Below are 24,448 nucleotides of genomic sequence, written 5' to 3'. Positions count from 1 at the left end.
GAATGATGGACATGGTAAAATAAACGTAGAGTTATTTCAAATATGATGTCTTAAACAAGTCCGATCCCAGGATCGGGCTTTTACATAACCTTTTACTTTTAATAGAAAAGGAGAATACGTTGGACATGTTAGTCGTTGCATATCGGGAACAGGATCATGACAAGTTGGTTGGAATCTGGGAGAGTGCTGTGCGGGCAACCCATACGTTTTTGGAAGAGCATCACATTCAGTTCTACAAAAAAGTGGTGAGTGATGTGTTGCAACAAAAACAAGTTGAGATTTGGGAAGTGCTCAATACGAAGCAACAACCCGTGGGTTTTATTGGTGTGGATGATAACTTTATCGAGATGTTGTTTGTAGATCCAAGCCAACACGGACAGGGTCTGGGACGTCTGCTAATAAACCATACCTTCGAAATCAAAGGCCGTCACCTCAAGGTGGATGTTAATGAGCAGAATACTGGGGCAGCCCGATTCTATGAAAAGATGGGATTTATACAGATGGGGCGGTCTGAATTGGATAGTTCCGGTAATCCGTTTCCACTGTTGCATCTGGAGATCAAACAGGAAGAGGCCGAGAGATTGTCGTAATGGATAGACCATGAGTTATAAATGACCAGGATGAGGAGTGTGCAGGATGACACAGATCAAGGTGACACCGGAACAACTGGAGACGGTCAGTGGGCAGTTCGCTCAGGCACATCAGCAATTATCGGGCTTCATGTCCACATTGGACGGCAAGATGAGTGTCATGCGCAGCAACTGGGATGGCATGGAGCGTGAGCGTTTTTATAACGATTATTCAACGGCTCAAGGCACGATGAAATCTGTTCTGGAACTGGTTCTGTCCATTCAGTCGGAGCTTAAGAAAATTGCCGAGCGTTTCCGCACGACAGATGAGGAGGCGGTGAGCCAGGCAATCATGACGGCGCTGACCGCAGCGCGGGCGCTATCAACCATGGGCAAAAATAAAGGCGATGATCTGGACAAAACGCCAGGTCCACCAAAGAACATGGATGAATGGGATGAGAAGGATGCCGAGAAATACCAGAACTATGAGGAAATGCTGAAGAAAGCCAAAGAGATGGGTGACGAAGAACTGGCGCAGCAGATTCAGGCCAGCATGAACATCATTCGGCTTCAGTATGAAGATGTAATCTATCAGACTGACCCCAACACTGGCAAGACGTTAAAAATAACCGAGGATTCCATCGTAGGTACGTATCAGGTGAAAAGCGACAAGGGCGAAACGACCACCATCAGTCTGGATAAACAGGGCAATGTGGTGGACTATACCAAAGATACGGAAAAGTATAAGTATTCAGAGCAGACGCACACCACCAGTCAAGGCGAGCATCTCTTTGGCAAAGCAGCACAAACGGCTACAGCCTACGGCATTGGTCTGCTGCTCACAAGCAAGACGGGCTCTGCCTTCACGGAACATGCGACAGGACTAGGTTCATCCTTCGTCGCGGACAAATTCCTGTTCTCCGTGCCGGAGGAAGGCGAGACACGTACGATGATCTACCGTACCAATAAGGAAACGGGCAAAATGGAAAATATGATCGTGGTCACGCGTGGCGACAACGATATTGAATATACTCCGTGGCGGGATTACTTCTAAGCCGCGGATGGAATTCGCAGGCGGGCAACGCAGGGCTACCTGATTGCGGCCTGCTTGCCGACCCGCGGGATGGGGGCCATGTGTGTTCATGTGACACATGGCTAAAAGCAAGGGGCAGGCGGCTTATCCGTGAGCCTGCCCATAGAGAAACACCCCGGCAACCTTCTCCCTGAGATGGGAAGGTTGCCGGGGTGTTTTGGATTCTCCTTACCGATTAGCCACGGTCAACGGACCGGGCTGTAAGGAGGGCTTTTTTTTGCCAGAGATTAATGTGTCTCTTCATCCAGAAACGGTTTGTTCACCGCATAATACATGAAGCCCATCAGCAGAACACCACCCACCAGATTACCCAAGGTTACGGGAACCAGGTTGTGAAGCACACCTTCAAATGAGATCGTCCCCGGGTGGTTAAGCACAAGTGCAATCGCGAACGTACACATATTGGCAATGCTGTGCTCGTATCCCGAGATGAAGAAGCAGAATACAAAAAGCATCATGGCAAACATTTTGGCTCCATTCTCCTTCATGAACATCGGGACAAAGAACGCCATACATACAAGCCAGTTACACAGGATTCCTCGGAAAAAAAGCTGCATGGTTGGAACTTCCATTTTGTGCTCCACCACGCTTAACAGAAAACCGTTCACCTGAGACGAGTCGAACAATCCGGTCAGATAGATTAACAAGGCAAACACAGCTGCGCCCATCAGGTTACCGCTATAACTCGCAATCCACAGCTTGATAACTTCGAACCAGCGCAGTTTTTTGCGCAGCGCCGCATACGTGTAATAAAACGTATTGCCCGTGAACAGGTCACCCCCGCCATAGGCGATCAGAATGATGGCCGCGCCAAACGTAATTGCCGCCATCGGATAGGTAAACGGGGACTGCTCCATATAAAAGAAGTTACCTGTCTTAAACGCCACGATGACGCCGAATCCGATAAACATACTGGCCAGCATGGAGCGTGCGAGGTACCTGATTAAACTTTGTTTGTAAATCTTGTGTTTCTTCAGAGCTAGTTGTTCCACGTTGCGTAAAGCTTCCGTTTCCATAATTATCCTCCAATAACATGGTGTCTTGCTTACCATTATAACGAAATTATGGAAACTGGGGAGGGTGAACTTGGTTTATTGATTATTACTTTGTTGTTTCGAATGCAGTACCCGTATTGCAGACTAGCCAAAATCAGGATCGGATTGAAGCGATTCTAACGCGGATGTTGCCCCATTAACTTGTTGATGTGCAACAAGAATAGCAAAGGCCGCTCCTCTGACTAATATGTAGGCATTTCCCTCCAGAAATTCCTGAGCCAATTGGATCTCGGCTTCTGTGATGGGCAGTAGAGCGAGGGTTTGCAAGACGTAATTCTGTACATCCTCATCTTCTTCCGAGTCACGAACAAGTTGCGCGGCAGCATGAAGGATTTCCCCCAGAAGAGCAGAGGAGCCTGCCATGCCTAAAGCTCGCCAGGCTTAGATACGGATGAGATGCTCTTCATGTGTATCCATGCCATGCCAATAGCGAGAACTTGCTGAGTAAGGTGATTATCGGTTAGTTCGATCAGATCACGAAGTGCCTGTGGTTTTTCTTCACCATTGATTTCGTTAAAATCAGGGTGTTCATTGTTGTTATTATGATTTAAATCAGACATGTCAGACATATCCTATTGTTCACCTCATGAAGAATATTAAGATTGGGGTGGAAGCAGGATGGGACGGGCAGCCAAGGCTTCTTCCACAATCTGTTCAGCCGTCAGGTCTCGCTCATCCCAGAAAATCAGATTACTGATCTCCGCATGTGGAACCTGCTGCTGTAGCTCCGTCAACATGTCATCCAACTCGGCTTCCGTTCCTTCAGAGTCCATCAGTTTGCGAACCAATTCGACCAAATGTAATCTATTGTCCATATCGATACCTCCTGAATGATTCATAGTGTGAACAAACTAGTCTTTCATGGGCTGATTCAATGGATCATACGTAATGAGCGCCGGAAAAAAATTGGGCTCAAGCATCAGACTAATACGTTGTTCGTCTTGATCAGTATAAGAAATGAAATAGTTCCCGAAACGAGACTCGTAGTTGAAGTCTTGGAATTGAAAGGAATGTTCGGGATACTTTATCTTCACATATAACGTAGTAACTCCTCGGGCTAAGGTTTCTTTTAACATAGGAATTTGGGCCACGATGATAATAGCAATAAGAACAATTAGTATACGTTTAGCGAGACGGGTCAGATGGATTCACCCCATTATTGTAAATCAATTTTCAACAATTCATGAAGGCCCATCTCAAAATGGATGTCACTCCATAAGGATAGCCAGATTACCAAATTGCTCGCCTTTTTCCATACGTTCGAATGCTTTTGCTACGTCTTGCAATGGATATACGCCATCAATTACAGGATGTATATCATGTTGCTCCACCCATTGCAGCATCTGGATAAACTCCTCACGGCTACCCATAGAGGTGCCGTTCAGACTGATCTGCGGGAAGAAGATGGAGCGAATGGGTACGGTCAGATCATCCCCCGAGCTTGCACCATACATCACGATACGTCCACCTGGTCTGATTATATCAAAATATTTTGGGAACATGGCTTGTCCGATGCTATCCAAGATGATGTCCACAGGTTCCATATCGTTCTTCATACACCAATCGGCATGACTATCCAGTGCATGGGTAGCACCCAAACGCAGAGCTTCATTTCTTTTGGCTTCACTTCTGGAGGTGACGGTCACCTTGGCACCAGCCGCAACCGCCATGAGCAGGGCATAGGTCGCTACACCACCACCAATACCGGGAATGAGGATATGTTCACCTTGTTTCAGTTCACCGCGAGTGAACAAAGCACGGTAGGCCGTCAACGCCGAAAGGGACAGCACGCCTGCTTCCTCCCAAGATAGGTGGGCTGGCTTAGGCAGGGCATTTTCAGCAGGTAACGTGATATATTGAGCCAGCGTTCCATCCGTAGGACCACCAACAATATCGGGCACAATGGGCACGTTACTTGCAACTTCCCATCCGAGTGTAGGATGGATAATGACTTCATCACCTATTGCGAACCCTCTTACACCTTCGCCAATCTCAACGATGATACCTGCTCCATCGGAACCGGGAATGAGCGGGGCTTCCTGACTGGTGCGTCCTGCCATGATAAAAAGATCACGATGATTGATTCCAGCGGATTGGAGTTGGATCCGCACTTCCCCGGTTGCTGGTACCCGAGATATTGACTCTGTATATTGAAGACCTGCAAGGCCGCTCTGGCCTGAATGTACGATAGCTTTCATGTTCAATATTCCTCCTGTCTGTGTAGCCAGATTTCACTACTGAGCCTCATTGTACAGACGGAGCAGATTCACGTAAAATGAACAAAAATGATTGTCAGTATCATTGAAAATAATAGATAAGCAATTTGCATGAATTAGATGATGAAGAATGCCGATATAACAACGAGCAGGTGATCAAGGTATGGATGCAGGTGATTTGAAAATATTTCAGGCGGTTGCCCGCGAAGGTAGTATCAGTAAAGCTGCACTCGCACTTAATTATGTACAATCCAATGTGACCACACGAATCAAACAGTTGGAGACACAGCTACAAGTACCGCTGTTTCATCGTTCCAATCGGGGGATGTCTCTTACACCAGCGGGCGAGAATCTGCTTGGGTATGCGGATAGAATTTTGCAATTATTATATGAAGCAGAGCAGGCCACACAAGTGGGTAACCCGCCGTCCGGCCTGCTTCGTCTGGGTGCCATTGAGACAGCAGCTTCCACTTTCCTCACGCCGCTCTTGGCTGAATACAGTTCATGCTACCCTGAGGTACACCATTCGCTTGTCACGGGTGGGACCCATGAGCTGAACCAGAAGGTCATTCAACATGAATTACATGGCGCTTTAATATATGGCCCAATCGATCATCCTGAGCTGAACTATATGAAGATGTATGACGAGGAATTGGTGCTGATCGCTGAACCTGGAGCGCATGAGATGTACACGTTATTGTCCAGGCCGATGTTGTTTTTTGAGATCGGATGCACTCATCGCACTCATGCGGAGTCCTTTTTGAAAGATCAGGGTATCCACACGCTTAACATCATGGAATATGGAACACTGGACACGATTCTGAATGGGGTATCTGCCGGGCTCGGTGTATCATTGCTGCCGCGGTCTTCAGTTACCAAAGCAGAATTAAGAGGCGAGATCTCAGTGATGTCTTTGCCAGATCCCTATTGCCGGTTGGAAGTAGGATTTGTGTATTCCCGTGGTGAACATATATCTAGTGCGCTGAGCGCTTTGGTTGAGATTATTACAGAACCAGAACTATAAGAGGTTGTTCAAAAAGTAAGCTTTTGAACAAGCATTATAAAGGAGTGAATGATTTTGGAGGATACTACGTTAACATTGGCTGATGCATTTAATCAGGTAGATTTTATTGTAGGCGGTCACGGCAGTCGCCAAGTGAAGGTACTTCAGAACGTACTGGACCAGATGGATGGGGAGCAATTTAGTGACCACTACGGCAACGGCCCCATCATTGAAGAATTTCAGCAACAGATGGCTGACATTCTCGGCAAGGAATCGGCGGTATTTTTCCCAAGCGGAACGATGGCCCAGCAGATTGCATTACGGATCTGGTGTGACCGCAAAGGTGTAAAACGAGTAGCTTACCACCCTCTGTGTCATCTGGAAATCCATGAGGAAGACGGATTGAAAGAGTTACACCAGATTGAATCGATTTTGCTGGCGGACAAGGATCGGTTGATTCGTTTGGAAGATGTACAAGCGCTTGATCAGGACATTGCCTGCCTGCTGTTGGAACTGCCACAACGCGAGATTGGCGGGCAATTGCCAGCGTATGAAGAACTGGAAGCGATCTCGGCCTATTGCCGTGAACGCGGGATTAAGCTGCATCTGGACGGGGCACGCCTGTTTGAGATTACTCCCTATTACGAGAAAACGCCTGCGGAGATTTGCAGTCTGTTTGATACGGTGTATGTGTCCTTTTACAAAGGGATCGGGGGCATTGCGGGGGCCATATTGGCCGGAGACACGGATGTGATGCAAGAGTCGAAAGTATGGAAACGGCGGCACGGCGGTGATCTGATCGGCTTGTATCCGTATATTCTAAGTTCCCAGTATTATTTCAATGAACGGATTGGCAAAATGGAGCTTTATTATGAGCAGGCTAAAGAACTGGCATCTCTATTGAATGCGTGTCACGGGATACATACATTGCCAGAAGTCCCGGTATCCAATATGTTCCATGTACATTTTGCGCTCGGTGCTGCCGAAGTTGAACCAATCCTTGTGCAAATGGCTCAGCGGTTTGGCATAGGAATGACTTCATATCTGAACAAGACAAGTGGGAACAGCTGTGCCTTTGAATTGTCCACCGGTGATCGTTATGAGAATATTCCCCAGGATAAGCTGCGTGCAGCACTGAAGTGGCTGGATCAACAGTTGCGTGCACAGGTGAGATAACAAGCGGATTCTAATGTAAAGGGGGGAGTTCAAGTGAAGTCGATTGAATTAGAACCGATTCGTGATCTTTTGGAGAAAGCTTACGATACAACTATGGGAGAAGGGGGCACGCCCGAAACGCAACAGAGCATTGAGGGTTTTGAGCAAAAGTATAACGTGCAACTACCCGCAGCGTACCGTGCACTTTTGCTTGAATTCGGGGCATGTAATTTCGGCGATCCTGCCTTGTATTCAGTAAAAGAACTGGATTGGGCATATCCCGAGTTTCTGGAAGTCTACCGTGAAGTTAAGAAAGAGTACCAGCTGTCGGATGATCTCAATCCGTTCCCGATTGGTGGATTTGGCGAAGGAAGTATGGCTATGTTGGATCAGACTTCGGGCAAGATCCTGATGTTGATCCATGATGCAGGAGATACGCCAATTCGAGAGATTGCAGTAGACTTTATTGATTTAATGACGCAGCTGACGGAGTCCGCGATCTGGGTACAGGAACAGATGAATTAACAGGGAAACGGAAGGAAGCGCAACAGACCTATGGATATTCGTAAGTTAAGATATTTTATCACCGTGGCGGAGGAACTTCATTTTCACCGTGCAGCGGAAAAATTAAACATGACGCAGCCACCCCTGAGCCAGCAGATTCAAAATCTGGAGGAAGAGCTTGGCGTAAAGTTATTGGAGCGCACGAGAAAAATGGTTCGTTTGACGCCAGCGGGTGCCGTCTTTCTGGAACAGGCCAGACTCATCATGGCCCAACTCGAACGATCCATTCAGCTTACGCAAAAGGCAGATCAGGGTATCATTGGGCATATATCCGTAGCTTTTGTGGATTCGGCTTCGGGGAGCATTATGGTGGATGTGCTCAGGAAATTTCGCGCTGCGTATCCTCAGATTGAATTGACGCTGCGTGAGATGACCTCATCCCAACAATTACAGGCATTGGAAGACGGTCAGATCCATATTGGATTTCTGCGGTATCAGGAAGATACTCGACATGTTTCCTTCCGCACCTGTCAGGAGGAAACGTTGCTCGCCGTACTGCCAGATCATCACCCGATGGCAGCCCTGACTCAAGTTTCGATTCGAGAACTGGCGGATGAAGATTTTATTTTATTCCCACGACATCTGGGCTCCCCATTTCATCGAATGGTTCTTGACTACTGTAGAACACATGGCGTAGACCCACGGATTACGCAGGAAGCAATCCAGATGTATACGATTGTGAATCTCGTTGCAGCGGGAATGGGCATTTCTATTGTTCCGTCATCGGTGGATGTGTTCCAGCGTAAGGGTGTAGTCTTTCTTCCATTACAAGAAAATCCGCCCTCCGTACCGTTGTACACGGCATGGCGGACGGATATGAATCAGGAAGTGGTATCCCGGTTTATGGACATTGTTGATGAATGTGTTTAACCCGTCTTGGCTGGATCACGCTCAATCCAAGGATTCAGTAATTCATCAATACGAGTCATGATCGCAGGGTCCAGTTTCACACCAGAAGCTTTTATTTACATTTTCCAATACCTGCTCCGGTCGGGATGCACCGATAATGACGGAACTGACATACGAGTGTTGAAGAACCCACGCCACAGCGAGTTGAGGAAGAGTTAGACCAATCTCTTTAGCGAGGGGAACAAGCTGTTGCACAGCGGTAAGAACATCTTCGCGTAACCACTGACCAGCCAGTTTATTGAAAAAGGGTGCGCCTGCCTCCCCAGCTGCACGTGATCCGGTGGGCAATGCTGCGTTAGGCACATATTTGCCTGATAGTATACCCTGAGCCAGAGGAGACCATGTAATCTGTCCAAGTCCTGGTTGGTCGCTTGCAGGTACTACTTCTTGCTCAATCACACGCCACAACATCGAATATTGGGGCTGACTTGCAATGAAGGGTACATAAAGTTCCTTCGCCAAAGCGGCTCCTCGTGCAATCTGATCCGCGTTCCATTCACTTACGCCAATGTAGTGGACCTTGCCCTGACGCACCAGATCGGAGAATGCCAGAAACGTCTCTTCCAGTGGAGTGTTGTAGTCATAACGGTGAGCGTAATAGACATCGATATAATCAGTCTGTAGCCGCCGTAATGAACCATTGCAGGCTTCCATGATGTGTTTACGTGAAAGTCCGCGGTCATTATGACCTGTGCCGGTTGGGTGACAGACTTTGGTGCACAGTTCAATTCTCTCTCTTCGTATATCCTTAAGTGCTTGTCCCAGTACGGTTTCTGCCTTGGTATTGGAGTACACGTCTGCGGTATCAAATGTGGTAATACCTGCCTCCAATGCCGTTCGCACACATGCTTCTGCTATTCCATCCTCGACTTGCGCTCCATGCGTAATCCAGTTGCCGAGTGAAATCTCACTGACGGTTAATCCACTGTTTCCTAATTTACGATATTCCATTCATGTCGCCTCCCTAAGTCATCTGGACTCCATTGTAACAATGGCAGATTAATAGGTGAAATATCTTTTAACCTCATCTTTGATACGAAAAAAGTATCAGTGAACCTACATTTTCTCCTGGAGGTATTTGCGATAGAGAGCAGGCGTAATTTCCTCGAACTTTTTGAATATTTTAATAAAATATCCCGATTCATTAAATCCCAGTTCATCACTGATCTGTGAGACAGGCATGTCGGTGACCTCCAGCAATTGCTTGGCCCACTTAATCTTGAGTTTTGCCAGGTAGGTTGTAAAGTTCTCACCCGTTTCCTTGGCAAACAATCTGCTGAAATAACTCGGACTCAGGTGGCATAGATCGGCCATTTGTTTGAGTGAAACTTGTTCACTTTTGTGACTGTGAATGTACTCAAAAGCAGGCTGGAGCACCGGACTGGAGCTTTCCGTGTCACTTGGGCTGTTCTTCAGATAGGCATCCGCAATCGCATTGGTCATCTCTTTTTTGATCGACTCAATATTTCGAATGGAGTAACCCGGCAGAATGGTGGAGAGGTTCAGAGACTCCTGATTGCCTGAAGCTTTCTCGAACATTTCAACTAACAGATTTTTGTTGAGCGCTTCTTCTACAATGTAGTTGCAGAGCAGGGATAACATGTTGGAGATTTTCACAATCTCTTCATAGGTCATCACAGGTAGCTGGGCGTAATCGTCCTTTAATTCCTCCAGCTTGGCTGCATGCATGGGTACGTTTTTGGACGTGACAATTTGCTCCAAGTCACTACCCTTTTCCGGGTCGGCGAGTTTCACTTGTCCTGCCATGACAGCGCCAATATATTTGCCATCAATCGTGATTGGAATCGCGATATCTATAATATTGAAATGGCATAAATACACATAAGGCTCGTTCAATCGAACGGCTTCCAGACCACCGCGTGAATCACATTTTTGACAGTAGGGGAGCAGCTCGGGGTCTTTGCGTACATTCTGGCAGAAAGCCTGACAGCTGCTGTGACTGGTTACAGGAATGCCTTTATAATCAACGGTGAGGATCGCCAGTTTGGTTACTGTTGCGAGAGAATCTTGTAGACGCTTCCATTTATTAAGGTCGAGAATTTTATTGATATGCAGATATTCTTTGATCATTGGTGCAACCTCCATAGGCTAACCTGATTCATAATTTAGGCCGTTAAAAGTTAGCAAGTTGTACATATTAAGATGTAATGATGACGGGTAATGTATAATTGGAGGTCAAAATTCAACCATCTCATGACAATAAGATACCATGATTGCGCTAAAAAGCAAAAAATTACGATTGTAAATTATAATAATTTGTTATCAAAGTCCACTGTAAACCTGCTGCTCATGCGTTATATTAAGGTCAATTGTAAGAAATTAAAATTTGATGTAATCACTACACTATTTCATATCCTTAGGAGGCATATATTATTATGAGAAAAGCATTTATCAGCCCAACCAAATATGTACAAGGCGAAGACGAGTTGTTGAACCTGGGGTATTTTGTTAAATCCTTCGGAGAATCTGCTTTGCTGATTGCACATCCGGATGATGTACAGCGTGTCAAAGCAAAGCTTGATGCAACAGCAGAGAAATTCAATATTACTTTTGTTGAAAGCGGTTTTAAAGGGGAATGTTCCCGTGAGGAAGTTGCTCGTCTGCAAGCGATCGCGAAGGAAAAAGGATGTGACTCTACCATCGGTCTTGGTGGCGGTAAAGCGATCGATGCTGCGAAATGTGTAGCTGAAGGCGAAGCACTGATTATCTGCCCAACGATTGCGGCAACAGACGCACCGACAAGTCACTCCGCTGTATTGTATACACCGGATGGTTCTTTCGATGACTATGCTTACTTCAAACAAAGCCCAAGTGTGGTACTCGTTGATACAACGGTAATTGCTAATGCACCAACACGTTTCCTCGTATCCGGTATGGGAGATGCGCTCTCTACATACTTTGAAGCAAGAGCAACAGCGAAATCCTATTCCCGTGTAAACGCAAGTCTGCCAATGGGTTCCCGCGAAGGATACACACCATCTGCAGTAGGTACAAATGCTGCACTTGCACTGGCAAAACTGTGTTATGAAATGCTGCTGACTGACGGTGCAAAAGCAAAAGTAGCGAGTGACAGCAACGTCGTGACACAAGCGCTGGAAAACATTGTTGAGACGAATATTTTGTTGTCTGGCCTTGGATTTGAAAGTGGCGGTCTGGCTGCAGCACATGCGATCCACAATGGTTTGACTGTTCTGGAGGGAACACATCATTTCTTCCACGGTGAAAAAGTATCCTTCGGTACGATTGCACAACTTGTACTCGAAAATGCACCAACCGAAGAGTTGCATGAAGTCATGGACTTCTGTCTTGAAGTGGGACTACCGATCAGCTTGGCGGATATCGGTGTAGACACGATTAGTCAGGAAGAGTTGTTGAAAGTTGCCGAGATCGCTTGTATTCCGGAAGAATCCATTCATGCCATGCCGTTCCCAATCACTGTTCCTGAAGTGGCTGCTGCCATAGCAGCGGCTGACCGCATGGGTCGTGAGTACAAAGCAGCTCGCCGGGAGGTAAAATAATGAAGAAAATTATTAACCAGGCCGAACATGTTGTTATGGAAATGTGCAACGGGATTGCGCTTGCACACCCGGAGCTTGAATTTCTGAAAAAATATAAAGTCATCAAACGCAGAGAGATCCAGGCTGATAAAGTCAGCCTGATCAGTGGCGGCGGCAGTGGACATGAACCGGCTCACGCAGGTTATGTGGGTAAAGGGATGCTGGATGCAGCCGTATGTGGAGATGTGTTCGCATCTCCTTCCCAAATCCAGGTATACCAAGCGATCAAGGCAACAGCCAGCAATAAGGGAACACTTCTGATCATCAAGAACTACAGCGGCGACATGATGAACTTCAAGAATGCAGCGCATCTGGCTGAAGAAGATGGCATCGACGTACAATATGTGCGTGTTGAGGATGACATCGCTGTACAAGACAGCTTGTATACGGTAGGACGCCGCGGCGTTGCCGGCACTGTACTGGTTCACAAGATTGCCGGAGCAGCAGCGGAAGAAGGCCGCAGTCTGGCAGATGTGAAATCCGTTGCCGAGAAAGCAGCTCAGAACGTGCGCAGTATTGGTTTTGGATTCACATCCTGTACCGTACCCGCCAAAGGCACGCCTACATTCGAAATTGCTGAAGATGAGATGGAATTCGGCGTAGGGATTCATGGTGAGCCAGGGATTCGCCGGGAGAAAATCGTATCGGCTGATGAATTGGCAGGACGTATGGTCGAAGCATTGCTCGCAGATATGAAGCTGGATAAGGATACATCCGCTGAGATTGCGGTGCTCGTGAATGGTTTTGGTGCAACGCCACTGCAAGAACTTTACCTGCTCAACAATTCCGTTCAGCGTGAGCTTGCTGGACATGCAGGTCTGAAGGTCGCTACTACGTTTGTAGGCAACTACATGACAAGCATCGATATGGCGGGTGCATCGGTTACGATCCTGAAACTGGATGATGAACTAAAAACGCTGTTGTTCAAGGAAAGTGATACACCTGCATTTAAAGTATCTGGCCCTCCAGTAGCACAAGTGGCGTATTCCGAAGCGCTGGAGGCTGTTGTGGGTGAAGACACTCCCGTATCTTACGAAGTGGAGACGGATGCATCAGCTGCGGTAATCAAAGGCAATCAATTTTCACTGGACAATGTCGTCTATCTGATCGATAAGATGGGTGAGATCATCATCAAGAACGAGGTACCGTTCTGTGAACTGGATTCCCATGCCGGTGATGGCGATTTCGGTATGAGTGTGGCAAAAGGCTTCCGCCAGTTGAAACGCGAATGGAATCACATCATTAACGAAGATAAAAAAGACATTGGATCGTTCCTGGATGCATGTTCCTTGGTCATCATGGAATATTGTGGCGGCGCATCCGGCCCGATCTGGGGTTCGGCATTCCGTGCAGCTGGCAAAGCTGTAGGGGATAAACAGCAATTAAACGTTGCTGAATTCGCTGAGATGATCCAGGCAGCCGTGCAAGGGATTCAGTCTACTGGAGAGCGTTCCTTCGGACGTGGCGCCGTTGTAGGTGATAAAACCTTGATCGATGCACTTGTTCCGTGTGCCGATTCCTGGACACAAAGTGCGGAGTCAGGCGATGACTTCAAAACAGCATTTGCCAAAGGTGCAGCAGCAGCCGTTGAAGGTGCGAAGAAAACCGAAGACATCGTGGCGCGTATGGGACGTGCAGGTGCCGTCGGCGATCGTAGTCTGGGCTACCCGGATGCAGGCGCGTATGCGCTGGGTGTTATTTTCACAGAATTATCTGAGTCTATGAAGTAAGATTGGTTTCAATCATCCAAAATTCAATATGATATGCAGTGATTGACACAGGTAACGGCGCCGGATGTCCGGCGTCTTTATGTGTGCCTTTTTTAGGCCATATTAAGTCAATTTTTACATGTTATCATTTACATCAATGAGTATATCTTATTTTTTCACGCATATGTTCATTTATTTATCTAACATTTTATATTTATTAAAGGAGTTTTCTATGAGAACAGTCACATCATTCTTGAAAAAACCGCAGGGGTTGCTGGTTTTATCACTAGTTCTGGTTATTTTCGGTAGCTTGTTTGCCGGAATGTTCAATACGTCCTTCTATTCCGTGAAGGTCAAAGAGATCAAATTCCAAGCTGAGCACGGAACACTGTCAGGCCTGCTCTACATGCCCAAAGGCGCGGGTGCAGATGACAAACGTCCAGTTATTATTACAACTCACGGGTATCTGAATACCAAAGAAATGCAGGATGCACCTGCCATTGAAATGTCTCGACGCGGTTACATCGTGCTTGCACTGGACATGTACGACCACGGCGATTCCCGCTGGAGTGCAGATATTCCTGTGAAGGACCTGTTTGGCACGTTCTGGATCTACTCGCAATTTGATGCCGCCAAATATATCTATGAGCAGGACTTCACCAAAAAAGATGAGCAAGGCAATGCCTATGTCGCAGTTAGCGGTCATTCCATGGGTGGGTTCTCAACATTGCTATCCATGTACATGGATGAGATGAGTTCTCTGCAAACCGGATACCGCATGATCTATACAGGTATCTCCGTTGGTTCGGATTTCTCCTACGCCGCAGCTGTTGCACCTCAAGATCAGCTTCAAGCAGCATATGGCAGCCGGACTGTAGGCATGATTGCAGGTAAGTATGACGAATTCTTCTTCAACAAATCAGATGAAGAAAAAACAGCGGCAGAGAAAGAAGTGCAAGGTACAGTAACTCGTAAGGACTTTGCTGCAACTGCTTCGGGTAAAGCTTTCCTTGGACTTACGCCAGATGCGCCAAAAGGCGAGACGGACCAATTTAAAGAAGTAACATCCGGTGATCTGACCGTGGATGGTAAGGTGGTACGTGCTTCTCAGACGGGTGAACACATTATGTTTACGCCGAATCAAACGCACCCATGGAACCATTTCTCGGGAACAACGACCGGTCACTTGATCGACTTTTACACGCATGCATTCAATGGTGTGACCTCACCCAACCAGACAAATGTGAATCTGGATTCCGGTAATCAGATCTGGTGGGCTAAGGAAGCCTTTAATTTTGTCGCTCTGATCGGGTTCTTCCTGATGCTTGTTCCGCTGATTACGTTGCTGCTCAGACTTCCGTTCTTGCGTAACGCGGCAACAGGTGAGATTGCAACCGTGTCCGCAGCGGTCAATGGAAAACAAAAAACAATGTATTGGCTCGCTATTGCATTCAGCACATTGATCCCAGCAATCTTGTTCCCTACCTTAATGGATAAAGAGGCGAGCGGACTGAATGTACTCCGCATCATTGCTCTGGTTTTGCTGATCGTAAGTGTGCTTGGTGCCATTATTGGATTCGTCGTGGCTGGAAGCAAAAGAAACAACTATACCGCAAGCCGTCGGGTAAACAATATTGCGGTGGGCAGTGTGCTTCTCGCGATCGTATCTCTGGTAATGTGGGTCATCTTCAACTATGCAGATAAGATTGTGGTTACAAGTTCGTATTTCAATGAACCAACAACAAACCAGATTGTGTACTGGGCGTTGGTATCGGCCTTAATTATGATCCTGGTAACCTTTGCATTCCACTATTTCTCCAAAAAGGATGCTGGGACCCGTTTCAGTGATTATGGTATCAGCCTGAACCCTGTCACGATAATTGCCAGCTTGGTAACCGCAGTACTCGCAGTAGTCATCGGGTACGCATTGTTATTCGTAGTACAGGCGATCTTCGGAACAGATTTCCGGATCTGGACGTTCGCGGTCCGTACGTTTGAGAGTGAACACTTCATTACCGCATTGCGTTATACCCCGTTTTTCCTGATTTATTACTTTGTCAGCGCGGTTGTCCTGAATGCCAATACACGTGGCAAACGTGGGGGTATGTTCCTGGCCATGGTACTGAATGTTGGCGGGTTGGTGCTGTGGTTGCTAGTGCAATACGGAAAAGACTTTATGACAGGTGTGGCGTTGTATCCAGGTCAGGCATTGAATGGCATTTTGCTCTTTGCACTGGTGCCTTGTCTCATCATCGCTGCGGTGTATGCACGCAAATTGTTTGAAAAAACGAATAATGTATGGCTTGCCGCATTTGTGAACACATTATTGTTCACCATGGTTACGGTGGCGAATACCGCACTGTTTTGGAATTTGGTTTAATGTGAAAAAGATATGGAATGCACCTAGGATTACACTTGACCACTCCGATTGCAGACCATACTTGATTTAGACACTCAGGAACTACACAGACAGAAAACCTTTCGATCTCTCTTATCCCCGGATTTTGATGATTTTCCCCCTGAAGGGAGAAATCCGGGGATAAAGGAGCACGCTTCGCTTCTTCAGGTCCTTTCTGTCTGCTTCGCTCTTGTGTCTATAATAAGTAATATAACTGCAATCTCCATTCCGGTGTAATCATGGGTCAAACCATATCCAACGTTACATTAAACGTGGATATAAGTAAGGGGACCGCTCTGTAGCTTGGCTTACAGAGTGGTCTTTTTGATATGGAGGAGCGATCTTGTGTGCCTTAAATTGGATTCGCAGTTCCAGATAGTGTAATCTGGAGGTTAGGTGCAGATCGGTAAAAAACCATTTGAACGAGAAGGGATCGGGATGATTCAATGACGCAAAAAATCTATTATGACTCTGCTTATACAAGAGAGTGGCATACAACGATTACAGGCAAAGTGGACAAGGAAGACGGCGTATATGTCACGCTGGCGGAGACTGCTTTTTACCCGCATGGGGGCGGACAGCCTTGTGATCTGGGACATATTGGCGGCATCGCTGTTCTGGATGTGAACATCGAAGACGGAGACGTGTGGCATAAGCTGGAACGCACCCCTGAACAGAACGAGGTACAGTGTGTGCTGGATTGGGAGCGCAGATTCGATCATATGCAGCAGCATACGGGTCAGCATTTGTTATCGGCAATCACTCTGAAGCTGACTGAAGCGATGACGCTCAGTTTCCATCTTGGAACGGAGTATGACACGATTGATGTGGCTGCGCCTGAACTGGGAGCGAATCAATTGACCGCCATTGAACAAGAAGTGAATCGCCAGATCTATCGTAACGCTCGCATCAACACGTCCTGGGTTACAGCAGAAGAGGCAGCACAATTGCCACTGGTGAAGCAGCCTACGGTAACGGAAGACATTCGTATCGTCGAGATCGAGGGTGTGGAGTATAACGCCTGCGGCGGAACCCATGTGTCGGCGACAGGCGAGATTGGCATCATCAAACTGTTGAAAACCGAAAAAGTGAAGGGCGGCACCCGCATTTATTTCAAATGTGGAACAAGGGCGCTGAATGAATTCACAGCTACACAAAACGTGCTCAACAGCATCATGGTTAAATTAAAGACCAGTAAGGACGAGTTATTGGAGCGCATTGAGAAAATGGAGCTGGAGCAAAAACAGCTGCAAACTGAGCTGAATGCAGTGAAAACAACGAACGATGCCTATTATGCGGAGGAACTTCTGGCCGCCCGGCAGGGGCTGGTGATTGCGCAGGTCTTTGAAGACAAATCGCTCAAGGATATGCAGAGCCTTGCCACCAAGCTGACGGCAGACCATGAAGGCCTTGTACTCTTTGCCAGTATCTCAGAGGCCAAAGTTGTTCTGGCACAGAACGGACAGCCGCCTGAATGGGCTTGTGGACCTTTCTTCAAAGGCAATCTTGGAGCCTACAATGGCAAAGGTGGCGGCAGTGAAAAGATGGCTCAGGCGGGCTTTGCCAGCAGTGAAGATGCGCTTGCCTTTTACGAATTCACCAAGAATCAGCTGGGACATCACTGATTCGCATTTTCCTTTATGAGACACGCAGGTATTGAAATATAAGTAGGGGGAAAGCACGTCACATTGTGGCGTGTTTTCCATTGCCAATAGTTGAAGGAGGTTGGAACATGACAGAACGAATTCCGTGTATACGTGAAGGGTGTCAAATACCATTTTGCCAGCAACGGCTGCCAGAACAAGTGGGTATTGCATGCCTTGCAAGCAAGAGATGGAGCGCGAGGAGCGCCAGAGGTACATTGAAGCGAATCGACGTGATGTGAACTTGTATGCAGATATCACAGACCCGGTTGAAATTTTGAAAATCATGCACAAACCTCAGGTTCGCGATCCACTAATTCGTTATACACCCTATGAACAATCCGAGGAACAGGTATATCTATCCTTGTCTGTAGAGCAACAAGATCAGATGAAGGATTACGCGATGCAACGGATTCGTACAGGTGATGAAGATATGGGCAAAGACATTCTGGTATATCTGGTCTGCTACCATGATATATCGTTAACTGCCGAAATTCCTGAGCTGCTGGAACAGGAAATCTATTATCCTGCCATTTTGTATAAAAGTGCCTCGGGTGAGGCTCGTGATCGTCTCTTGCAGCAGGTGAACACCGATGATGAGAATCGGAATCACATATTGCTCATGCTGGCCCATATCGGAGATGATGTTGTCGTGCAGCAGTTCCGGCAGTGGAGACAGTCTCCTCCATCTTGGGCGAGTAAATTGTACGTGGCACCAGAGCACTACACTACTGAAGCGGGTTGGGAGCTTACAAAAGACGGGCAGCGCAGGGAATTATTCATCACCCCAAGTTATTCACTCTATAAAGTAAAAGAGAGTGAAGCAACTAACGTGGCAATAACCGTAGGTTCGCTCTCGATGCTAACTCCGAGCACCAATTGCTGTCCATGGTGCGGTGGTGCGTTAACGACCTTAATTAATCTGGATGTTAAACATCCCGCTTTGAAGGAGGTGTCTTGGCATGCCCACCGACTTCAGATACAGACTTGCGTGATATGCAGCAGTTACGGTGTGGTTTACATGGAGTTGGACGCAGCGGGGGAACCGTTATGGAGTTCACATAATGTCATGCCTGCGGAAATGGACGAGATTGACCTGGACGACTATGGTAAACTTGCACCGGATGTTGGCCAGCAGTTTCGGATTGCGAATGCATCGCGTCATGCATTCCATGCCAGTGAGTGGGCGATGGAGCCATCGTTATCTCAGGTCGGCGGCCATCCAGGATGGGTTCAGGATGCAGAGTATCCAACATGTCCAAGCTGTTCCGCGAGAATGAAGGCTGTCGCACAACTGGATTGGGGCGAGGTTGAGGAATACGGTGAGGGTATGTATTACATGTTCATATGTGAGCCGTGTCAGATGACCGCCGTATCATACCAGCAATCTTGATGGTGGAAGCAATTATAAGCCATTAACTTATCTATAATATTACAGGGCTGTTTAGGTTGTAATGACAGACAGTAGCATACAGACTATGACATAAAGAGGCATCCCGTAAGTTCTTGAACTTCAGGGGATGCCTTTTTAATGTACGTCAGATTTTCCTACAATTCCGCAGATGCCTGCTTCAGCAGTCCAGCCAGCCACTCATAATCCGGTGTATCTTTTTCCTTGAGCTTGATCGTTTTGCGTTCTTCCGGGCCTTCAAATATCCCATCGGGTAGATCAAGTCCGGTTGCATGAAAGATGGTGAAGGACACGGCTTGTTTGGATGGAGAGATGACCGCAGCGTACTTTCCATTTTTCAAAAAATGAGGTTTCTTGTATTGCACACGTTCCTGCACGTCAGGGATGGTGTCATGCACTAACTGGCGCAATTGTTCAGCGACCTGTACTTGCCAGGGGATCTGAATCTGTTTAATAAACGCAGTAACTTCTACATTCTTGGTCATGCATGTTCACCCTCCGTATGGATCTGATTGTGTATTTCCCATTCTGGTCTTAGGATTCCCATCATTAAGCGGTCGTAACGTTTACCATCACGATATACAGCGGAGCGTGCCCGTCCTTCCAACTGAAAACCAGCCTTCTCATAGGAGCGAATCGCTTTGGCGTTGTAGGCGATGACATCGAGGCCAACCCGGTCCAGATTCATCTCATGGAATGCATATCGTAAAATAAGATTCAACGCCTCCGTGCCATATCCCTTGTTGCGATGTTCGGCAAGTCCGATGCCAATGGCAAGCTGTCCGCAGCGGTTGTTCCATTCAATGCTATGAATGACGACAAAACCAATCAGTGTATCCTCTTCATGCGTGCGCAGTCTGAAGTACACTTCCTTGTTCTTTGTTTCGCCCTCATCTTCCAACTGTTTCTCTGAATAGGGAATAGCCAGATCAGTATCCACATTCCGTAGGTATTCCGGGTCTTCGTTCCAGTGCAGCATGGTCTGCACGTCTTCAGCACGTGGGGGTGTCATTTTCAATCGTGTGCTATAAAACAGGTTATCCGTTGTTAGTGTCATAGGGTTCTCCTTTTGGCATCTGATAGCCTCATCATACTGGAAATTATAGGTGGATCACAATAGAACATTTCAGTGCATGTAAGTATGCTCTTGTCATGAAACCTAACACGGTAGTAAGATGTAATCATCGATATACATTCAGTGATAGAACCAATAATAATGTCGGCGGGAGTGGTACGTTTTGGAGATCAAAGTGGATGATTTGAGTGGAGTACAAGTTAAGGCATTGATCGCGGAGCACTTGCAAGGGATGGCAGCGGATTCGCCTCCGGAGAGTATTCATGCGTTGAATCTGGATGGGCTTAAGAAACCTGAAATTACATTCTGGTGTGCTTGGGAAGCGGATGATCTATTGGGCTGCGGGGCCATCAAAGAACTTGATCCAGAGCATGCAGAGTTGAAGTCGATGCGCACGGCTTCAGCCCACTTGAGAAAAGGCGTAGCAAGAAAAATTTTGGCTCACATTCTGGAGTTTGCTGTAGAACGAGATTATAAGCGAGTCAGTCTGGAGACGGGTTCAATGGATTCATTTATCCCGGCACGGAAGTTGTACGAAGAATTCGGATTCCAATATTGCGAACCATTCGCAGATTATACATTGGACCCGAACAGCGTATTTATGACGAAAACAATCTAAATGGATTTACATGAGAAACCAGAATTCTGTTTTTTACAGGATGCTGGTTTTTTATTTATTTTGCAACATATCGTACATCTTAAAATTTGGAAAAAGAGTAGAATAAACTCAATAATACAGTATTAAAAAAACTTGACCTTGTGACGAATAATAAGGAGGGAGTTGTCCATAATTTACTGGTGGTTTGATCATATGAATCCGCTGTTTGCTGTCTTGGTGTTATGTCCCATCATTGCTGTAGTGCTTGGCATATGCAGTTTTTTTGTAAAATGGTTTAGACTTTGGGGAGCGCTGATCATATCTTTTATGCTGCCTTTATTGTATATCGCGAGTAATCTGTCTACATGGAGAGGCAACCTGGACGCTTGGTTCATTTATGGGGCAGGGTACATCTTGCTTACCTGGATTGTATACAGATTGCTCCGTGCCATTGTGGGGTATAAAACATAGGTTATGTCCACATATGTTTGGGATGAATTGGCCATAAGGAACTTCTGGGCTGATTGATGGACAATAGGGTATACTGGACATTATGTCTATGAAACAAGACAGCATTACAGACGTTTTTTACATCAGGAGGACTTTGAATTGGCTCAGACAGAAGGAACACTACAGAAGAAGCTTAAACCAAGACACATCAGTTTTATGGCTATGGGTGGTGTCATTGGAACGGGAATTTTCAAAGGCAGTGCAGAGACGATTGGACTCGCAGGTCCAGGCGTGATTGTCACGTACATTTTTGCCGGATTATTGCTGCTGGTGGTTATGGCCGCGATGGCAGAGATGGCTACGGTGTATAAGAACAAAAATATGAAAGACTTCGTGCAAGAGGCATTTGGTAGCCGAGTCTCCTTTGTTATGGGATGGATGTACTGTTTTCTGTGGTTATCGGTATGTGTCATTGAGGTGATTGCTGCCGGGAGCTTTTTGCAGTATTGGTTCACGGAAGTACCGCTGTGGATGCTGAGTCTGGCTTGTGCGGCGTTCATTATACTCGTTAATCTGTTAAGTGTAGGTGTGTTCGGGGAATTTGAGTTTTGGCTGGCCGGAATCAAAATTGCCATGATCATTATTTTTATCTTCCTGGGTGCCGGGTTGATCTTTGGCATTATCCCAAGTGATAACACTCCATATCTGCAAAATTATACGCAAGCAGGCGGGTTCTTCCCGAACGGATGGTCATCGATTTTCTCGGCACTGCTTGTGGTCATGTTCTCTTATGGGGGATCGGAGCTGATTGGTCTGACCCTGACCGAGACGGAGAATGCAGAAAAAGTGATGCCCAAAATCGTGGGCAATTTCATGCTCAGAATTATTCTGTTCTTCACCTTGCCAATTCTCATCATCTGTGGTCTTATCCCATGGAATGAAATTGGGCCGGAGAGCAGTCCGTTTGTACAGGTGCTCGCCTCCACGGGACTGCCGGGAGCAGCACACATAATGAACTTCATTTTGGTGACGGCAGTTCTGTCTGCTGCAAATTCAGGGATCTATGGTGCATCCCGGATGATGCACTCCATGGCAGTGGGCGGGGAAGCTCCGAAGGCATTGTCAAAGACGAATCGCAACGGTAGCCCTGTTAACACACTTCTGGTGTGCTCAGTAGTTTTGCTCGGAGGTTCCTTGCTTGGCCTGTTCGCGCAGGATCAACTGTTCCGTGTATTGCTCGCAGTTCCGGGGTTTGTCGTGATCCTTGTGTGGATCTGTATTGCCTCATCCCAGTTGAAACTGCGGAAGAAATATCCGGTTCAACCGACCTTCAAAGTTTGGGGATTCCCTTATATAACCGGAGTCGTGGTACTATGTCTCAGTGTGATTGCGGTGATGTTTGTGTTTGATGAAGGTAATCGGTTCAGCATTAGCATCTGTCTTGCCGTACTTGCGGTGCTGATCATCTGGTCCCTGATTCGATTCAGAAAGATGAATGGACGGACAGTTTAGTATAATTGGGTAGTCATAATTAATGAGAAAACTTTATAAGTAAAATAGGGACTGCTTTCAGCAGTCCCTATTTTATACACTTCTAAGCCCTTCAACAGTAAACTGAAACAACTTGGCATGCTAAGAAGTCACTCTAGGCGTGAGAATTGCCTAGACAATGCCTGTATCAAGTCATCTTCTCTCATTTAAAGACTGAGAAAATTACTTGAATGAAGCAGTAAGCAAAAGCGGATGTTGAGCAGCAAGTGAGCGAATATATTTTGTTCTATAACCAGAACTGATTGCTAGAATGGACATTAACACGTTCCTATTACAGATTAGACATATATCTAATCTTAGGGTAGCTTTTCCCAAGGGGCGGAGTACTGTGCGGCGATTAACTGCTCACTCGGATGAATGACGCTCATTGCAATTCTGACCAATATATCGCCTTCAGCAAGCTTGTAGTCAAAAGTCGTGGACTCCACACGAAGAACCTATTGGGGATCACCAAAGCGATACTGGATTATGCTTCGCTCTTTTTGTTTAAGTGCCATAACATGTCTTCCTTGCAAATAACTCTGATTTTTCTTAGAGTCAGGTTAGTAACATGTCAGCTTTCAATCTTCAACTTTAGAAAACTGAGATTTGATTTTAAAGAATTCCTTATATGTCATTGGTTTTCGGCCAATCAGACGTTCAAGATCCCCAGACGTCTCCGAGAATTCTCCAGTGTTGATTGCTCGCACCCAACCTAATAAGAAATCAGTCATAACAACAGGTAAGCCATTCGCTACCATAGTGTCTATATATTCTTTTTCGCTAATTGCCTCATAAGGGATATTGATCTCACTAATCTCCGAGAGGGCTGCAGCGATGTCTGCAAAAGAGCTTCCCTCGCTGCCACTTAGAGTATATGACTTATTTTCGTGTCCGTTTTGGGTGAGAACGGCTACGTTGGCTGCCGCCAAATCATCCAGAGATGCAGCGGCTACTTTACCGGAACCCTCTGGTACTCGCACGCCAACTTTAAGCGCATCTCCGAAATAGGAATGCATAACTTCAAGATACGGTGGATTCCGTAGAATGGTATAGGCTAATCCGGATGCTTTAAGTGTTTGTTCAGCAAATAAGTCGGACGTCGATACTTCCGGCACAACAAGATTTGAATTTTCTCTTCGTATGATCGACGTGAAGATCACTTGTTTAACACCAGCCTGTTTTGCAGCTGCAATCACATTGAAATGTTGCGTATTGCGGTCAGTAAATGCTTGTGCGGAAATAAGCATAACTTTTTCAACACCACTAAAAGCTCGCAGAAGGGAGTTATAATCAAAATAGTCGCCCTGGTGAGCTTCCACACCTTCTTTAACAAACCTTTCCACTTTATCAGATTCCGGATCACGGACCAATATAGCGACCTGACTTGACGGAACTTTTTTAAGAAGAAGCTCTAGTGTCCTGCTGCCGAGATTACCTGTTGCTCCAGTAATAAGTATTTTACCCATATTAATAACCCCTTTGAACTTTT

General features: G+C 46.5%; 23 protein-coding genes and 1 pseudogene. 14 read left to right on the top strand and 10 right to left on the bottom strand.

All coding sequences use genetic code 11. From position 1 onward, the window contains the following. Window positions 1-125: 125 nt before the first annotated feature. On the top strand, window positions 126-590 hold the full coding sequence (locus QF049_RS18990) for a GNAT family N-acetyltransferase (RefSeq protein ID WP_373428270.1): 465 nt from the start codon (window positions 126-128) through the stop codon (window positions 588-590). Window positions 591-636: 46 nt separating this feature from the next. Then, the gene (locus QF049_RS18985; RefSeq protein ID WP_091015973.1) at window positions 637-1,623 is read left to right on the top strand and encodes a WXG100 family type VII secretion target; all 987 of its coding nucleotides are present in this window, start codon (window positions 637-639) and stop codon (window positions 1,621-1,623) included. 266 nt (window positions 1,624-1,889) lie between these two features. Here QF049_RS18985 and QF049_RS18980 read toward each other — a convergent pair whose 3' ends face one another. From QF049_RS18980 to QF049_RS18960, 5 genes are all read right to left on the bottom strand, one after another. Then, window positions 1,890-2,678: a formate/nitrite transporter family protein gene (locus QF049_RS18980; RefSeq protein ID WP_017690511.1), complete on the bottom strand. Its 789-nt coding sequence runs from the start codon at window positions 2,676-2,678 to the stop codon at window positions 1,890-1,892. A gap of 123 nt (window positions 2,679-2,801) precedes the next feature. After that, complete coding sequence (locus QF049_RS18975; protein ID WP_307539709.1) at window positions 2,802-3,080, bottom strand: hypothetical protein; 279 nt, start codon at window positions 3,078-3,080, stop codon at window positions 2,802-2,804. A gap of 2 nt (window positions 3,081-3,082) precedes the next feature. Beyond that, window positions 3,083-3,277, bottom strand: coding sequence for a hypothetical protein (locus tag QF049_RS18970; protein ID WP_307539708.1), 195 nt, complete (start codon window positions 3,275-3,277; stop codon window positions 3,083-3,085). Between the two features lie 36 nt (window positions 3,278-3,313). Then, on the bottom strand, window positions 3,314-3,532 hold the full coding sequence (locus tag QF049_RS18965; RefSeq protein ID WP_307539707.1) for a hypothetical protein: 219 nt from the start codon (window positions 3,530-3,532) through the stop codon (window positions 3,314-3,316). 393 nt (window positions 3,533-3,925) lie between these two features. Further along, window positions 3,926-4,915 (bottom strand): quinone oxidoreductase family protein, encoded by a 990-nt coding sequence (locus QF049_RS18960; RefSeq protein ID WP_307539705.1) that lies wholly within the window; start codon window positions 4,913-4,915, stop codon window positions 3,926-3,928. Between the two features lie 181 nt (window positions 4,916-5,096). Here QF049_RS18960 and QF049_RS18955 point away from each other — a divergent pair, with 181 nt between their 5' ends. Genes QF049_RS18955 through QF049_RS18940 form a run of 4 tightly spaced genes read left to right on the top strand, consistent with a single transcriptional unit; the run spans window position 5,097 to window position 8,525 of the window. After that, window positions 5,097-5,957, top strand: a complete 861-nt coding sequence (locus QF049_RS18955; protein WP_307539703.1) for a LysR family transcriptional regulator — start codon at window positions 5,097-5,099, stop codon at window positions 5,955-5,957. 48 nt (window positions 5,958-6,005) lie between these two features. Beyond that, a complete protein-coding gene (locus QF049_RS18950) occupies window positions 6,006-7,112 on the top strand; it encodes a threonine aldolase family protein (protein WP_373428269.1) in 1,107 nt (368 codons plus the stop codon). 33 nt (window positions 7,113-7,145) lie between these two features. Continuing rightward, on the top strand, window positions 7,146-7,616 hold the full coding sequence (locus tag QF049_RS18945) for an SMI1/KNR4 family protein (RefSeq protein WP_307539700.1): 471 nt from the start codon (window positions 7,146-7,148) through the stop codon (window positions 7,614-7,616). 30 nt (window positions 7,617-7,646) lie between these two features. Then, window positions 7,647-8,525 carry a LysR substrate-binding domain-containing protein gene (locus QF049_RS18940; protein WP_307539698.1) on the top strand — a complete coding sequence of 293 codons (879 nt, stop codon included), beginning with the start codon at window positions 7,647-7,649 and terminating at the stop codon, window positions 8,523-8,525. On the opposite strand, the pseudogene QF049_RS18935 reads toward QF049_RS18940, so the two are convergent. Both QF049_RS18935 and QF049_RS18930 read right to left on the bottom strand, forming a co-directional pair. Continuing rightward, window positions 8,522-9,515, bottom strand: a pseudogene (locus tag QF049_RS18935) (aldo/keto reductase family protein). The gene QF049_RS18940 and the pseudogene QF049_RS18935 overlap by 4 nt on opposite strands. A 105-nt stretch (window positions 9,516-9,620) precedes the next feature. Further along, window positions 9,621-10,655: a PocR ligand-binding domain-containing protein gene (locus QF049_RS18930; protein WP_307539696.1), complete on the bottom strand. Its 1,035-nt coding sequence runs from the start codon at window positions 10,653-10,655 to the stop codon at window positions 9,621-9,623. 305 nt (window positions 10,656-10,960) lie between these two features. On the opposite strand from QF049_RS18930, the gene QF049_RS18925 reads away from it, so the two are divergent. The 5 genes from QF049_RS18925 (at window position 10,961) to QF049_RS18905 (ending at window position 19,285) form a co-directional block, all read left to right on the top strand. Further along, window positions 10,961-12,103, top strand: coding sequence for a glycerol dehydrogenase (locus tag QF049_RS18925; RefSeq protein WP_017690500.1), 1,143 nt, complete (start codon window positions 10,961-10,963; stop codon window positions 12,101-12,103). Further along, window positions 12,103-13,872: a dihydroxyacetone kinase subunit DhaK gene (dhaK, locus tag QF049_RS18920; protein ID WP_307539694.1), complete on the top strand. Its 1,770-nt coding sequence runs from the start codon at window positions 12,103-12,105 to the stop codon at window positions 13,870-13,872. The genes QF049_RS18925 and dhaK overlap by 1 nt, the downstream gene beginning before the upstream one ends. A gap of 211 nt (window positions 13,873-14,083) precedes the next feature. After that, complete coding sequence (locus QF049_RS18915) at window positions 14,084-16,231, top strand: alpha/beta hydrolase family protein (RefSeq protein ID WP_307539692.1); 2,148 nt, start codon at window positions 14,084-14,086, stop codon at window positions 16,229-16,231. Window positions 16,232-16,695: 464 nt separating this feature from the next. Further along, complete coding sequence (locus tag QF049_RS18910; protein WP_307539690.1) at window positions 16,696-17,874, top strand: alanyl-tRNA editing protein; 1,179 nt, start codon at window positions 16,696-16,698, stop codon at window positions 17,872-17,874. A 139-nt stretch (window positions 17,875-18,013) separates the two neighbouring features. Then, complete coding sequence (locus QF049_RS18905; RefSeq protein ID WP_307539688.1) at window positions 18,014-19,285, top strand: DUF1963 domain-containing protein; 1,272 nt, start codon at window positions 18,014-18,016, stop codon at window positions 19,283-19,285. Window positions 19,286-19,440: 155 nt separating this feature from the next. Here QF049_RS18905 and QF049_RS18900 read toward each other — a convergent pair whose 3' ends face one another. Then, entirely contained in the window at window positions 19,441-19,788 is a 348-nt protein-coding gene (locus QF049_RS18900; protein WP_307539686.1) for a DUF1801 domain-containing protein, read from the bottom strand. Continuing rightward, complete coding sequence (locus QF049_RS18895) at window positions 19,785-20,360, bottom strand: GNAT family N-acetyltransferase (protein WP_307539684.1); 576 nt, start codon at window positions 20,358-20,360, stop codon at window positions 19,785-19,787. The genes QF049_RS18900 and QF049_RS18895 overlap by 4 nt, the downstream gene beginning before the upstream one ends. A 181-nt stretch (window positions 20,361-20,541) precedes the next feature. On the opposite strand from QF049_RS18895, the gene QF049_RS18890 reads away from it, so the two are divergent. From QF049_RS18890 to QF049_RS18880, 3 genes are all read left to right on the top strand, one after another. Beyond that, window positions 20,542-20,997 carry a GNAT family N-acetyltransferase gene (locus QF049_RS18890; protein WP_307539682.1) on the top strand — a complete coding sequence of 152 codons (456 nt, stop codon included), beginning with the start codon at window positions 20,542-20,544 and terminating at the stop codon, window positions 20,995-20,997. Between the two features lie 192 nt (window positions 20,998-21,189). Beyond that, a complete protein-coding gene (locus QF049_RS18885; RefSeq protein WP_307539680.1) occupies window positions 21,190-21,447 on the top strand; it encodes a hypothetical protein in 258 nt (85 codons plus the stop codon). Between the two features lie 138 nt (window positions 21,448-21,585). Next, a complete protein-coding gene (locus QF049_RS18880; protein WP_210109711.1) occupies window positions 21,586-22,938 on the top strand; it encodes an amino acid permease in 1,353 nt (450 codons plus the stop codon). A 599-nt stretch (window positions 22,939-23,537) separates the two neighbouring features. Here the strand turns inward: QF049_RS18880 and QF049_RS18870 are convergent. Then, the gene (locus tag QF049_RS18870; protein ID WP_307539677.1) at window positions 23,538-24,425 is read right to left on the bottom strand and encodes an SDR family oxidoreductase; all 888 of its coding nucleotides are present in this window, start codon (window positions 24,423-24,425) and stop codon (window positions 23,538-23,540) included. Window positions 24,426-24,448: the final 23 nt, after the last annotated feature.

Source organism: Paenibacillus sp. W4I10, from assembly GCF_030816325.1.
Lineage (GTDB): Bacteria > Bacillota > Bacilli > Paenibacillales > Paenibacillaceae > Paenibacillus > Paenibacillus amylolyticus_B.
Note: the sequence above shows the minus strand (reverse complement) of the source record. Positions and strands in the feature narration are given on the sequence as shown.